Source organism: Photorhabdus akhurstii, assembly GCF_018448925.1.
In the GTDB taxonomy this organism is placed as follows: Bacteria; Pseudomonadota; Gammaproteobacteria; order Enterobacterales; family Enterobacteriaceae; genus Photorhabdus; species Photorhabdus akhurstii.
On the sequence record NZ_RCWE01000007.1, the window covers coordinates 12,134 to 25,618 of the forward strand.

General features: G+C 36.2%; 11 protein-coding genes and 1 riboswitch. Of the genes, 3 read left to right on the top strand and 8 right to left on the bottom strand.

Going from position 1 to position 13,485, the window contains the following annotated elements:
• Positions 1-854: 854 nt before the first annotated feature.
• Complete coding sequence (locus EAE93_RS10250) at positions 855-1,535, bottom strand: helix-turn-helix transcriptional regulator (protein ID WP_214039612.1); 681 nt, start codon at positions 1,533-1,535, stop codon at positions 855-857.
• Positions 1,536-2,356: 821 nt separating this feature from the next.
• On the opposite strand from EAE93_RS10250, the gene EAE93_RS10255 reads away from it, so the two are divergent.
• Positions 2,357-2,569, top strand: coding sequence for a helix-turn-helix domain-containing protein (locus tag EAE93_RS10255; protein WP_036809145.1), 213 nt, complete (start codon positions 2,357-2,359; stop codon positions 2,567-2,569).
• 192 nt (positions 2,570-2,761) lie between these two features.
• Here EAE93_RS10255 and EAE93_RS10260 read toward each other — a convergent pair whose 3' ends face one another.
• The 4 genes from EAE93_RS10260 to EAE93_RS10275 form a co-directional block, all read right to left on the bottom strand.
• Positions 2,762-3,940: a MalY/PatB family protein gene (locus EAE93_RS10260; protein ID WP_036809141.1), complete on the bottom strand. Its 1,179-nt coding sequence runs from the start codon at positions 3,938-3,940 to the stop codon at positions 2,762-2,764.
• Positions 3,927-5,381, bottom strand: a complete 1,455-nt coding sequence (nhaC, locus tag EAE93_RS10265; protein ID WP_036809138.1) for a Na+/H+ antiporter NhaC — start codon at positions 5,379-5,381, stop codon at positions 3,927-3,929. The genes EAE93_RS10260 and nhaC overlap by 14 nt, the downstream gene beginning before the upstream one ends.
• Positions 5,382-5,532: 151 nt before the next feature.
• The gene (locus tag EAE93_RS10270; protein WP_036809135.1) at positions 5,533-6,534 is read right to left on the bottom strand and encodes a LacI family DNA-binding transcriptional regulator; all 1,002 of its coding nucleotides are present in this window, start codon (positions 6,532-6,534) and stop codon (positions 5,533-5,535) included.
• Positions 6,535-6,875: 341 nt separating this feature from the next.
• The gene (locus tag EAE93_RS10275; protein ID WP_036809132.1) at positions 6,876-7,550 is read right to left on the bottom strand and encodes a helix-turn-helix transcriptional regulator; all 675 of its coding nucleotides are present in this window, start codon (positions 7,548-7,550) and stop codon (positions 6,876-6,878) included.
• A 908-nt stretch (positions 7,551-8,458) separates the two neighbouring features.
• On the opposite strand from EAE93_RS10275, the gene EAE93_RS10280 reads away from it, so the two are divergent.
• Positions 8,459-9,124, top strand: coding sequence for a PAS domain-containing protein (locus EAE93_RS10280; RefSeq protein ID WP_214039613.1), 666 nt, complete (start codon positions 8,459-8,461; stop codon positions 9,122-9,124).
• A gap of 452 nt (positions 9,125-9,576) precedes the next feature.
• On the opposite strand, the gene EAE93_RS10285 is transcribed toward EAE93_RS10280, so the two are convergent.
• The 3 genes from EAE93_RS10285 to EAE93_RS10295 all read right to left on the bottom strand — a co-directional run bounded on the left by EAE93_RS10285 (position 9,577) and on the right by EAE93_RS10295 (position 11,767).
• Complete coding sequence (locus EAE93_RS10285; protein ID WP_040150166.1) at positions 9,577-10,647, bottom strand: magnesium transporter; 1,071 nt, start codon at positions 10,645-10,647, stop codon at positions 9,577-9,579.
• 74 nt (positions 10,648-10,721) lie between these two features.
• Positions 10,722-10,893, bottom strand: a riboswitch (M-box (ykoK) riboswitch).
• A 154-nt stretch (positions 10,894-11,047) separates the two neighbouring features.
• The gene (locus EAE93_RS10290) at positions 11,048-11,380 is read right to left on the bottom strand and encodes a DUF6694 family lipoprotein (RefSeq protein ID WP_036809121.1); all 333 of its coding nucleotides are present in this window, start codon (positions 11,378-11,380) and stop codon (positions 11,048-11,050) included.
• 222 nt (positions 11,381-11,602) lie between these two features.
• Complete coding sequence (locus tag EAE93_RS10295) at positions 11,603-11,767, bottom strand: hypothetical protein (protein WP_160297699.1); 165 nt, start codon at positions 11,765-11,767, stop codon at positions 11,603-11,605.
• 219 nt (positions 11,768-11,986) lie between these two features.
• Here EAE93_RS10295 and EAE93_RS10300 point away from each other — a divergent pair, with 219 nt between their 5' ends.
• On the top strand, positions 11,987-13,123 hold the full coding sequence (locus EAE93_RS10300; protein ID WP_044467059.1) for an ABC transporter substrate-binding protein: 1,137 nt from the start codon (positions 11,987-11,989) through the stop codon (positions 13,121-13,123).
• Positions 13,124-13,485: the final 362 nt, after the last annotated feature.

Consider the following 13,485-nt stretch of genomic DNA (forward strand, 5'->3'; position numbering starts at 1 on the left):
ATTTAGGATTGATTATCAACCGGGCAACTAAAATAGGGGATTGGTTAAGATAGCAGCAAAAACAAGAGGTTATATGACAAAGCAAAAAACGGGCCAATGTGATTATTTTGTAACAGCATTGTATAAAAAATAGATTAATATTAATCATTTAATAACCAGCATTAATAATTTCAAATTAATTTTATTGTTTTATTTTAATAATGTGATAGATATCACATTTATGATGATTGATTTCAGCATTGAATGACTTGAACTGTGACAGTTATTTTTAATTTGTGATAAGTAATGACCTTTTCTGATTAGATTGGATGATGACTTTTAGCTCAGTTGGCAAAACAGGCGCTATGCTATTGCGGATTGGGAGATAACTATCAGATAGCAAGTGTTGGTAGTCACCGCCTTTTCGGGCACAGACGGAAACATCCGCAAGGGGTGGCACTAATTGCCTGACGTGCCTATTGATGAATGAGTTGTTGATCTGACATGTCTACAGCTTGACTGCCTGAAATAAGAAAAATGCACTATTATTAATGGATTAATATTTAACTGTGACAATCTCGTAATAATTTTATTATGTAATTTACATCACGTTTTTGTCTTATTACAAACGGTAGTAGCTTTTAAAATTTGGGCTTTCGTGATGATAAAATATCTTCTTTTCTCACCTATCATAGATATACGAATAGATAGTTCTTAGGCGGTAATAAAGGGTATTTACTGCCGTTTCTTCCTTAAAACGCACAGTAAAGGAGGTTATTGCGTAATAAGTTATGCACGCTTTTCCGGTAAATACGACATATAACGATAACTCAGTTCGTCTATTTCCTCTTGTGAGCATTGCTAGGACTTGAGACTCAAACCAAAATACTACTTTCAGAATGTAAAAATCTTTCTGGTACATAAAGATCATAATCATTAAAGCGACAGTATTCTTCCAATTGCCGAGCAGACCTAACACCAATCTTTCTATATATTTGTGCTGTATAGTGTTCAACAGTACGGTAGGAAATATTTAATATTCTACCAATTTGTTTACTGGTATATTTATGTAAAGAGAGAAAAATGACATCCCATTCCCGTTGGGTAAATAAATTGGTCGGTGGTTGAAATATAATAGATGCAGGGAGTTTTCCATGATATAAACGTGTTAATGAATAATCTTGGGCTTTCCACAAGTGATAGATAATTCCAAGACACTCACCATTTTCATGATAAATAGGTAATTTTTCACAGAAATAAGAGGATAATGTTTTTATTCCTCCCCAAATATGGGTTTCGAGTGAAACATATGATTTTTCTTCTTTCATTACCTTTTGATCATGATGAATATATTCTTTTGCAAACTCAGCTCCATCCCAAGGAAGCTCATCATCATAAAATCCTTCGAAATCAAATGAATCAGAAAAACCTTTAATGGAGTTCAACGCTTTATTTCCATAAATAAAACACGAATTCTTATCTTTTATTCCCCAAGGATCGTTACTGATTGCCAATGTGTTAATAACTTGAGGTGAAATAATTAACTTATTATTCATGCTATTGTTCCTTTATTATATTTGACATAGTAACCACTTAATTATCATTAAGGCATTATCTGAATGAATTGTCATCTGAATTATATTTAAAACAGCTTAACCATATAATATATCACAACAATAATCCAGTCAAAAAGTGTACAATTTATTAATTTTAAGATAACATTATAAATACCACAAAATATAAAAAAAGTTATTATTTTGATAAAATATTATTTATATGATTGATTTTATCAGTTAATAAATATTTAAAAATTGAATTTACCTAACCTAGCAACTCATTAAAACTAATTGTCTTATTGTCTATAAGATAGACAACTGAGTAAGCAATGACAGGAGGTTCGGTGATAATGATCGTGTAATTTTTACAATGGATATGGACAAGGTGTGATGCGTGATCATTTAGAAGTTTTGAAATATACCCCCTTGCACACCAATTCTCTGAGCTAACTAAGTTGGTGCCATTCCCTGTAACTGAAGAGCTTAAGACATTCATTAAAGTATTTCATCCGCTTCCAACATTTCCAAAAATAACTAAACTTTTTGAATACTCTAGCGATCTAAAAAGAACATTTCTGCACATTTAAAGTTTAATTTTGAACAATCAGAGTTCATTTATGAACTTTTTATCGTTAGACAATTTTCTATTCGGAGAATATTTGGCTGTACTTGGTGGGGTTTAATCTCTTAGTACAGCTATTTTTTAACATTCCGCGCCTGTGCGGACTCAGGGAAAAAGCTGTAGAAATATAAAAATATCAAATTGAAGAGAGAGTATGAACATAGCACCTTGAATAACCAAATTGAGAGGAAAATAAGGAATGATTATAAAAGACGACTGGCACCCGGCTGATATTATTGCAGCATTAAAAAAACAAGGGACAAATCTTTCTACTATTTCAAGAGAAGCGGGGCTTGCATCATCTACCTTAAGTAATGCGCTACACCGTCCGTGGCCCAAAGGTGAACGGCTAATTGCTACCGCTTTAAATTGTGAACCTTGCGAAATATGGCCGAGCAGATATTTTAAATGAGTTGTCATTTTCAAAGTTAACATGAGCTTCTCATATAAAACCAATGAGAGAGAGCTCATTACCTGAAACTTTCTTCATGGAAAATTTCAGGTATGAGCATAGAATTAAAGCAGGGCTATTAACGCCCTACTTTGTTATCAAGCTCTGGCTAAAATATATAATCAGGCCAAATTCCGTGGATACCTTTTTATTTTATGATGCTAGCTGGACTAAACCAGTAATTGCTTTTTCAAGATATTGACGAGGACACCCCAAGTTTATTCGGATAAACCCTTTCCCTTGATCACCAAAATTCAATCCCATTGAAACGACTATTTTGGCTTTTTGCAGTAAGGCCCGTTGCAAAGTATCATCATCCAGACCTAAATCACGGCAGTCCAACCAAGCCAGATATGTACCTTCCGCTTTTGTCATTCGGCACCAAGGAGCAGCAGACGTTAAAGCTTGCTCGAACCAGCAACGATTTTCCGCCAGGTAACTCTGTAACCCATCAAGCCATACATCCCCATGTTGGTATGCGGCTGTAGCCGCAGTCATAGATAGCGCGTTAAATACGTCTAGTCCATGAGCATTCAACCGATCGATAAAGGCTCGTCGAAGTTCGGGAGCTGGAATGAGAAAGTTTGATATACGGAGTGATGAAAGTCCAAATGTTTTACTTGCCGAGGTAGCAACAATAACGTTGCTATGCCATTCACTCCCCAAATGCAGTATTGAGGTAAATTTCCCCCAAGGCAAAATTAAATCAGCCCAGATTTCATCGGAAATTACCGTCGTCCCGTATCTTTTGCAGAGCATTAATAACTGGAGCAGTTCATCACTATTCCAACATCGGCCAGTAGGGTTATGTGGGTTACATAACAATAGCAAAGGTGGCCTGTGTTGTTCTAACATTTGCTCTAAATGACCATAGTCAATCTTATAACCTTCCGAGCTTTCAAGTAGAGGGTTTTCAATAACTACCCTGCCATTCATAGTAATAATTTTGGCGAATGAAGCATAATAGGGCCCCTGTACAATGACACCTTCCCCCGGTTTACTGAGCATTTGTATCAATAAAGCCAATCCGGGTATGACGCCTTCTATCGATGTAAACCAATCGCGGTACAAGGTCAATTTATGGCGTCTTGAAAACCAATCTATTGCTGCTTGGTAATAGCAATCGTCGCGTTCGCTATAACCAAAAATACCGTGGTCAACCCTGGAGTGAAGCGCTTGCAGGACTTCTTTTTGGCATTGAAAATCGAAATCAGACACCCACATTGGCAGCAGGTCACTCTTATTTAAGTGCAAGTGACGATTTAAAAAATCCCACTTAACAGAGCTTGTATTGTAGCGATCAATTATCTGGTTGAAATCAGGCAATTTCACTTTGGATTTCCTTTTTATTCAGGGAGTTTTCCGGCGTGATTTTTGCGATACCGAAACCAGTAAAACCATAAATGAGAGCAAAGAAGACGGCGGCATAGCACTGGATAGCCCAGGGCAGTAGCTCAAGCGTACTGACGCCCAATGTAGTCGCCATGTAAATACCGGCAGAAGTCCAGGGAAGCAACGGCTCTATGACAGTACAGCCATCTTCTATTGTTCGTGACAGATTTTTATTATCCAGTCCCATGCGACGATAAGCCCCTTTGAACAGCTCCGCCGGGATGAGGAGAGCCAACTTTCCGTCGCAGGTGGCACCCGTCACCAGAATAGTTGTTGCCAAGGTTGCAGCAATAAGTTGCCCGGTTGTATGAACAACTTGTAGAAGCCGGTTAATGATGATGGTCAAGGAGCCAGTGAGCGCTAAAGCGCCAGCAAACGCAAATGCACAAAATACAAGCAGGATAGTACCCATCATTGAGAACATACCACCCCGATTGAGCAGACGGGGAACATCGCTAACGACTCCGGTAATGTTATGTCCCTGATCAGAGAACATAGAGAGATTGAAACCATCTATCAACGCATTAAGGCCCTGTTTAAGGGTGAGCCCTTGGAAACCTATGCCAAGTACAATAGCTAATGCACAGGCAGCAAGCATGACGGGTATCACCGGACGTTTTGTTATTGCTCCCCACAAAACCAGTATCGGTGGCAAAATCAGCAATAAATTGAAGTGATACAGGCTTTCAAGAGATTGTACGATTTCTGTGACTTTTTCAGGTGTTGCCACGTTACCTGTTAAGCTTGTATGACCAGCAATAAAATAAACGATAGCAGCTAAAACAAAGCCGGGAATAGTGGTATACATCAAATGTTGAACATGACTGTAAAGATCAGTATCGGCAACAATAGCGGCAAAATTAGTTGAGTCAGATAACGGTGAAATTTTATCGCCAAAATATGCGCCTGAAACAACCGCTCCGGCTGCCGCAGCCAAAGACACATCAAGGCCAGCAGCGACTCCCATCAGAGCGACACCAACTGTTCCGGCTGACCCCCATGACGTACCGGTACAAACTGAGATAACACTCGTAATAAAGAAAGCAGCAATCAGTATGTATTGAGGAGTAATCAGCTTTAATCCCCAGTAAACCATATAAGGTATCGTTCCGCTGAACATCCAGGTCCCAATTAACCCGCCGACGCAAATCAGTATCATGATTACCGGCATCGCTTTAGCTAGCTTTGCCACAATAGCATCGATAATGTCATTCCAGCGATAACCCTGCCAATATGCCAAGGCTGCTGTTATTCCTGCTGATATCAGCAATAGGGATTCGATGCGTAAACTCAGTTGACCATATCCAATAATTAACAATAAGAGCATTGCTGCGATTGGCAACATAGCAAGTCCCAAATTAAGTTTTTTCTTATCATCCATATTAAAACTCCATTTTCAGGTGGTTGTTGAAACAGAATAATGAATTTATTTCGAATGAGATGTGACAAAGATTACTTGTTCATGTAACTGGTTTCATGAGTTGTGAAATGTGATCTGTATATCACTTTTACGCTTATTACGACGCTTTTTATTACTCGATTAAAAAAACAGAATCTCTGATAACTAGTTCGGCTGAGAACATATTCATTTGTGGCGTTATTTCTTTTTTGGCACTGAGTTGCAATGCCAGATTAGCCGCCCGCTGAGCCATTTTTTCTATTGGGTTGTGTACGGTAGTTAAGGGGGGATAGAGATATCGGGCCGGAACAATATCATCAAACCCAACAATCGACAGTTGTTCCGGTAACTTAATTTTCCGTTGATGTAAGGATCGCATCATACCGGCAGCCATGACATCATTAAATGTTACTGCCGCGGTAAAGTCGATGCGACTTTCTAAGAGCTTTTCTGCTGCTAATTCCCCACCTTTTTCGTTGAATGGCACACTAATAACCCAATCGCCAGGTACTGTGATACCTGCATTAGCCATTGCAGCCTGATATCCTTCCAGACGAAGCCTTCTATCATCGATCGGTAGATCTGCCGTCACACAAGCAATTTTTCGATGACCGTTTTGAAGAAGATAGTTGGTAGCAACCTGAGAAGCACTGACATTATCTAACCAGATACACCGATTGGCGATAGCAGGAAAATATCGATTGATAACCACTAATCCTGGTATATGAGCTGCATAACGTAATACATCTATGTCACTCATTCTACTAATATGCGCTACTATTGCTTCACATCCTTGGTTGATTAAAAAATCTAAGGCCGATTTCTCGAGTTCAGCTTGATGTCCTCCACTACAAACCATCAGTTTTACTTCTTTCTGCCGGGCGATTGTTTCAACCCCGCGAGCCAAAAGCGAAAAAAAGGGATCAGCCAAATTGCCGGTGAGTAAACCCAACATATTCCCGCACCTTTTCGCTAATGCAAGCGCGGCAGAATTACGATGGTAGTTGAACTCACGCATGGCTTTCTCTACACGCTCACGAGTGCCCGGTTCAACATAAGCGGTATTATTAATAACACGGCTTACAGTGGCCACAGATACTCCAGCTAGATGGGCGACGTCTTTCATTGTGGCCATAATTTTTCCTCAGCGGTTATACAAAATAAATATGAAGAAGAATCATATCTCAATTTATTCAAATTATCATGAAAGGATTTGTATACCTTATTTCAAGAGAATAATGTGAATTGGGTTTATCTTAATAATATTGAGTGAACGGCTTAACAATAGAATAAGAACTGTTGGGAATATGAACATGATAGGATTTTCAATATACCGACAAATATACCAACGATGAAATCCTTAGCTCTGGCTACGAAGGTGATCCATGTCACTATCTACTGAAAGTCATGTCTCTCTGTCACTTAAATCATTCCCCTTGATTAAGTGACAGAAAAGCTAGAACAGAAGTAGCGCCTTCAATATAGCAGGAAATAGTTCATAGATTTAAGGTATTTTGGTGGAATATAAAGATCATAATCATTTTTTTCGCAAAAAAGTTTCAATTCAATAATTGATCTAATTGATAATTTCTCATAGATACTTTGGAAATATCTTTCCAAGGTACGGCATGAAATGTTCATTTCATTAGCAATATCTTTATTGCTAACACCTCGGCAGAATAAAAAAATCACAATCCACTCTTTCTCTGTCAGTATATCGTTGGGTGGCCTTAACCTAACAGATATAGAAGAGGAATTTTTAATATAATTTTGTACTGAAAAATGACTTATTTCTTTAATGCGACAAATTATTCCAATACATTGGTTATTTTCATCCATTAATGGGTATTTTTCACAAAAATAGGGTTTAAATTGTTGATCATTGCTTTGCAAATCAGCCCCAATAGATGATATTCGTTGCATAGATTGTAAGACTTTACGATCATGCTTTTCAAAAAGGTGAGCAAGATAATTAAACGGTGTAGGTAATTCTTTAGCAGTATATCCAATGACATCAAAGTCTTCAGGTAGCTGACTTAATTTGATAAACACTTTATTTGCATATATAAAACGAAGATTCCTATCTTTTACAAACCATGATTCATGGCTTTTATCCCACATATTCGTTAACTGAGGGGTGATTTGACTCATATATGGCCTTCAATATAGAAAAATATTTCAATAATTAGCAAGAACAGCTATTCATTCTATAAGGGAATTCCCTCATAGTCGGAAGTATAGAGTAATGAATTTATTTCAAATGGAATGTGAGATGAGTTTGCTGTTCATGTAACCGGTTTCATGAAGTGTAAAAATGTGACTTGTGTATCGCTTTTTGGTCTTGTTTATAACCCATTGCCAAGTGTCAAAAAATTTTTAAAGATAAAGTAAGTGAAACTCGTATGGAATATACTTGTTTATCTAAAAAAACCGGAAATTTAAGGATACGATTAAGTAACCAGTCCTATTTAAACATTATACTTAATTCTTCTATAATAAAAAATTACATTAAAATAGATAGATATTCAATAATGCATTTTATGTCAAATATCGCTCCGCAACTCATTAACATATGGAAAAAAAATCATGAACCGTGGGGAGTAAAAAGTAGTGCTCCGTACTTTATTTACGGTAATTCAGCAACAAAAGAATTTACTCATAATATTGAGAAATTATTTGATTGTAGAAAGCTTTACAATCATGAAGTTCCTTAGAATGAATCTGAACGTGTAAGATAATCAATTAACCAATAAATGTACTTTTGAACTAACAGATTGCCAGGTATTACTATAAATAACGTTTCGTAATTATGCTACACATAGCCTTCTTCAACCCATTGTTATACATAGAATTATGAATGGTATAAGATGTAGCACTATTTTGAAATCTTATTTATAACCCGTTATTTTAAATATGATAAACAGCAATTCAATCCGTCATAATACATAAAACTAGAAAATTCTTATGAAAAAAGTCAATTTTATTGCTATATCCCAGAAAACACCAGAGAATCCCATAGTAGAATGTTTATTTAATCTTCAAATTATCAAGGAGTTTTTATGAAGAACTGTACGATATCACCTCAGATTATCAATACAATGGAAATAAGCAACGAACCTTGGGGAGTAAAAGATAGTTCTTCATGTTTTATTTATGGTAATAAAGCGTTAAGTTCTATCAAAAATTTCTCACAATCATTTGATTACAATGGGCTTTATGATCATGAACTCCCTTGGGATGGCGCTGAATTTGCAAAGGAATATATTCATCATGATCAAGAAGTAATGAAAAAAGGGAAAAAAATATGCTCACTTGAAACACATCTATTTGGTAAAGAGAAAATTCTATCATCTTATTTCTGTGAAAAGATGCCTTTTTATCATGATGATGGAAGTTGTATAGGCGTTATATATCATTGTTGGAAAGCGAAGGATTATTCACTAATTAGTCTGTATCAATATCATAATAAACTTCCCTCATCCATTTTACTCCAACCACCGACAGATCTTTTTACTGATCGTGAATGGGATATTATTTTCCTTTTCTTACAGAAATACACAATAAATCAAATGGGAACAATATTGAATCTTGATCCTAGTGTAATTGAAAACCATACAGACAGGATATATCATAAAATAAACATTAACTCCACTCTTCAATTAGAAGAATATTGTCGAGTCAATAATCTTTATCATTATATACCTGAGAAATTTTTATTAACTTAAAGAGATTCTTCTGTGGACGCAGTTGGCCTTATGACACGCGTCACTGATTATGCTTGGGGTAAAATAGAGTTTTATTAAAACCTCAGGCATATTCAATATAATAAAAAACACCTAATTTATTACCACAAATAAATTTAAAATTAAAAATAAACCATTTGAAAATATATCTAAATAATATCGATTAATGAAAAATAAAACAAATCAATTCATTAAAAACAGAAAATAACTTATTTTATTTAACCAAGTGATTTTTAATATATATTTCACCATATTAAATCAGTTCATTTTATTTATATTTATTGATGATTAAACCCAACATTAAACATATAAAAACATTAAGTTTATTTAAATAAAAACCCTATTTACACTCCTAATAAAAAGATATTAATATGGAATAAACTCTTATCCAGTCAATAAGATACCCAATGAATATGGGTATCTTATTGGTAATTTTAAACGAGTTCTGTCATCACTAATTTCGCTATTTCGAAATAGATAATCAGTCCTGTACCATCAATAAACGTGGCAATAAAAGGAGCTGATACAACAGCCGGATCAATAGAAAGCCTTTTCAATACCATCGGAATAATAGAAGAAACAATGGCACTCCATAGGGTGATGGCAATGATGGTCAAACTAACAACAATTGTCACTTCAATACCGACGCCTAATATCCAAGCACGGATAAGCGCAGCAAAACCTATCGTTACCGCAACTAAAAATGAAGTAGAAATCTCTTTACGTAACACTGCCCCTAAATTACGCAAACTCACTTCCCCCAGAGCCATTGCTCTGACCAAGGTTGAAGTAATTTGTGTCCCACTATTGCCCCCCGTTCCTATTAATAACGGGATGAAAAACGCGAGAGAAATTGCCGCTTCCAATTGATCTTCAAATGCTTTAAGCACAGCACCAGTATAAGCTTCTGCAACAAATAGCAATAATAACCACCCGGCACGCTTACGCCATAATGTTATTGGGCTGGTGCTCAGATAAGGCTGATCCAGAGGTAAAGTTGCCCCCTGCAAATGAGCATCCAACGTATTTTCATCTTCAATCAGCTCAGCAATATCCTGCGGTCGTAGCACCCCAACTAATTTGCCAAAATGAATGACCGGAACACTATCCATGCCACTGTGATTTATCAAACTATAAACATCATGACGCGACTGCTCCGGTGATACGGAAAAATAGCTTTGCCTCATAATATCTGACACAAATAAATCATCGGCTACAGTTAATAGCACTTTCACCGGTAATATGCCATTGAGATAGCCTTCATCATCAATGACATATAAATAAGTTGGGATCTGTTCACCCTCAAGCTGATTAATCAAATTACTCTTTACCGACAACACAGAATCAGCAACAGATACAGAAATGAAACATTGGCTCATATATGCGCTGACAGTTGTCTCTTCATTTTTCAGTTGGTGTTTCCGCTGCTGATCAGCATTTATTTCATTAATAGAATGATTAGCAATCGCTAATGCATCCATTTTTTCATGGGATGTGGTTTTCATGATGTTGGTCCCTATTACTGTTGTGAACTTCAAACAGCACTCACATAGGGGCGAAACCAGATGAGAGAATACAACAGCTATCTCTACGTCTCAGTTTTAGCACTATACAACGTATCCTGAATTATCAGAAAGTTACATGGGGATATACCTTGGTTCGATATATCCTGTCCTAATCTTGGGCGTCTCTCGACGTCGTGAGATCAGCAACCTGTGTTTGTATAGGAGCCTCGCCTAACGAGATACTGCACTTAGAATGCGGCGCACATTATAAGCAATAGTCGTAATAATTCAAATTTGAAAATTGGCTTGTTTAAGTTCCATTTAAGTTATTGATGATAATAAAAAAACGGCATAGATTTCCACCTTATTGCCGTTTAATGCAAATAATCCCATGAAGGAATTACTCATTTTCTGATCTCTTAGCTTCAATTTTTTCAACTTCAGCAATCAATTGGTCAGCGGTTTTACCATCCAGCAATTTATAGAACTTCTGTTTCGACTCTTTCATGTCACCATTAGCACCTGATTTAACCAAATCATTAAAATCGATACTATTAAACATAGCTGATTGAATTGACTCATCAAACTTCGCTTTTTTATCATCAGGTAGCGTATCTCTTACTTTCTCAATGGATACTTTCAACGAGATTTCATTAGACGCATCAATTTTAGGTTGGTTATCACAACCAGCTAATACAAATCCTAACAAACAAATTACTAACAATTTTTTCATATTCATCCCCCCACAGAATATTAAACAAGGGAATAATAACAGAAGCAGAAACAATAAGCCGTTTATAATTAGCCAAATAGATAAAGAATAGCAATAAGATGAAATTTCTCATCATGCTATTCCAGCATGATTATCCTTGTGATTGGCAACAACAATACCAAAATATCATCACTTGTTATTTCTTCAACAGCATAAAAAACGACTTTCTGCCTATTAAATCTATCAGACGACTAAAACACCCGACCAACCGACAACATGATAGCCCCAGATACGACCACAGTAATTATCGATATTCAGATCAATAATGTAGTTGGAATCATCACAATCTGCCAGAAAATTTGGCAAATTTAGTCTGTTTTTTTGCCAACCACCCCCATAACTTTTCACCAAATGAGAATTATTTTCAACTCAGGAATACCACTCAACTCATTGTTATTATTTAAAAATAGTAAAAAATCAAAATATTATTTTACCAAAGTCACTAAAATTATTTGATTAATGTAAATTGTTATCATTATCATTTCAAGATGAGTATAAATAGATGTGGGCCCAATTTGTCAAATTATGCGGTTCAACCAAGAACATTCTTTATTCAAAGGAGAAATAATGGCAATCATCCACCGCACTGCAAAATATTTTCTGACTGCCATATTGATGCTACTGTCTATCTTTGCGCAAGCAAAAGAAATTACAGTCAAAGACGTTGCGGGCCGGAAGGTTAAAGTTAACGCGCCAGTTAATCGGGTTATGCTGGCTGACAGCCGAGCATTGATTGCACTAAATATTCTTCATCCTGATAATCCGCTTAAAAGTATTGTTGCCTGGGATAATGCACTGGAAATTAAATCTCCAGATTTAGCAATTGTTTATGAAAAAGACTTCCCGCAATTGCGGGATATTCCGGTATTCCCTAGCCCTTATCAAAACGATTTTAGCGTCGAAAAAGCGCTGACTTATAAACCCGATCTGGTTATCTTTGATATTGGTCTTCAAACTAAATTCAATGATAGTGGAACCATAACTTTACTGGAAAAAGCGGGCATTCCGGTTATCTTTATCGATTTCCGTCAATATCCGCTAACAAATACGATTCCAAGTATGGTTTTACTTGGGAAAGTATTTAGTAAAGAAGAAAATGCACAAAAATTTATTGAGTTTTATCAAGAGAGGATGAAAATTATTAACCAACGCGTTGGTACGTTAGGTAAAGAACAGCGTCCTCCGGTGTTTATCGAACGCCACGCAGGTATGTTAGGTGCTGAATATTGCTGTAAAACTTTCGGAAATGGCAATTTTGGCGAATTTGTTACGGCCGCCGGAGGTGATAACCTCGGTGCTCGCTGGTTCTCAGGTATGGATGGTGAGGTAAACGAAGAACAATTAATCGTCAGTAATCCTGAGTTTTATCTGATGACCGCCGCAGATTGGGATAAAGTCCATCCCGGAAGTTTCTCTGTGCCATTAGGCTACACCGGCAATCTAAAACAGTCACAGGAAAGACTGAAAAAATTACTGACACGCCCTAAATTAAGCGTATTAAGAGCATTTCGCGAAAAACAAGTAATAGCACTGTACCACCAATATTACGATACGCCGTTTAACATCATTGCGGTTGAAATCATTGCTAAATTCCTGCATCCGAAGTTATTTGAAGATATCGATCCACAAGCTGATAGCCTATATCTGCATAAAACCTTTACCGCTCTTGACGGTAACGGGATATTCTGGGTTACAGCAAAATAATATTTCTTTTCAATCCGTTGGAATACGCCAACGGATACTTAGTTTCACCATTCATTTATAATTTCCGTTCGTTAATATACCTAATATTTTATATAACGTGCTAATAGACATCTATTATTTTGTGCTCTACTATAGTTGATGCTAAAAAAAATATAAAACATGACAAGATAAATTAGGTTAAGTAATAAATATAAAGTAAAAATATATTCACATAATGAAACTATATAAAACCTGTTAATTAAGCATCTATCCCAGTAATTCAGGGCCATTATTGTCAATAAATCATATACACAGGTAAAGTACAGAAATCAGGCTATATACATGATATACAGAGAATCATTCTCTCTTTACTAACAAGAATG

Bases quoted from the DNA above. Each gene is read 5' to 3' on its own strand.
- EAE93_RS10255 (WP_036809145.1), top strand. From the start codon at position 2,357: ATGATTATAAAAGACGACTGGCACCCGGCTGATATTATTGCAGCATTA.
- EAE93_RS10290 (WP_036809121.1), bottom strand. From the start codon at position 11,380: ATGAAAAAATTGTTAGTAATTTGTTTGTTAGGATTTGTATTAGCTGGT.
- EAE93_RS10250 (WP_214039612.1), bottom strand. From the start codon at position 1,535: ATGAATAATAAGTTAATTATTTCACCTCAAGTTATTAACACATTGGCA.
- EAE93_RS10280 (WP_214039613.1), top strand. From the start codon at position 8,459: ATGAAGAACTGTACGATATCACCTCAGATTATCAATACAATGGAAATA.
- EAE93_RS10275 (WP_036809132.1), bottom strand. From the start codon at position 7,550: ATGAGTCAAATCACCCCTCAGTTAACGAATATGTGGGATAAAAGCCAT.
- EAE93_RS10300 (WP_044467059.1), top strand. From the start codon at position 11,987: ATGGCAATCATCCACCGCACTGCAAAATATTTTCTGACTGCCATATTG.
- nhaC (WP_036809138.1), bottom strand. From the start codon at position 5,381: ATGGATGATAAGAAAAAACTTAATTTGGGACTTGCTATGTTGCCAATC.
- EAE93_RS10270 (WP_036809135.1), bottom strand. From the start codon at position 6,534: ATGGCCACAATGAAAGACGTCGCCCATCTAGCTGGAGTATCTGTGGCC.
- EAE93_RS10285 (WP_040150166.1), bottom strand. From the start codon at position 10,647: ATGAAAACCACATCCCATGAAAAAATGGATGCATTAGCGATTGCTAAT.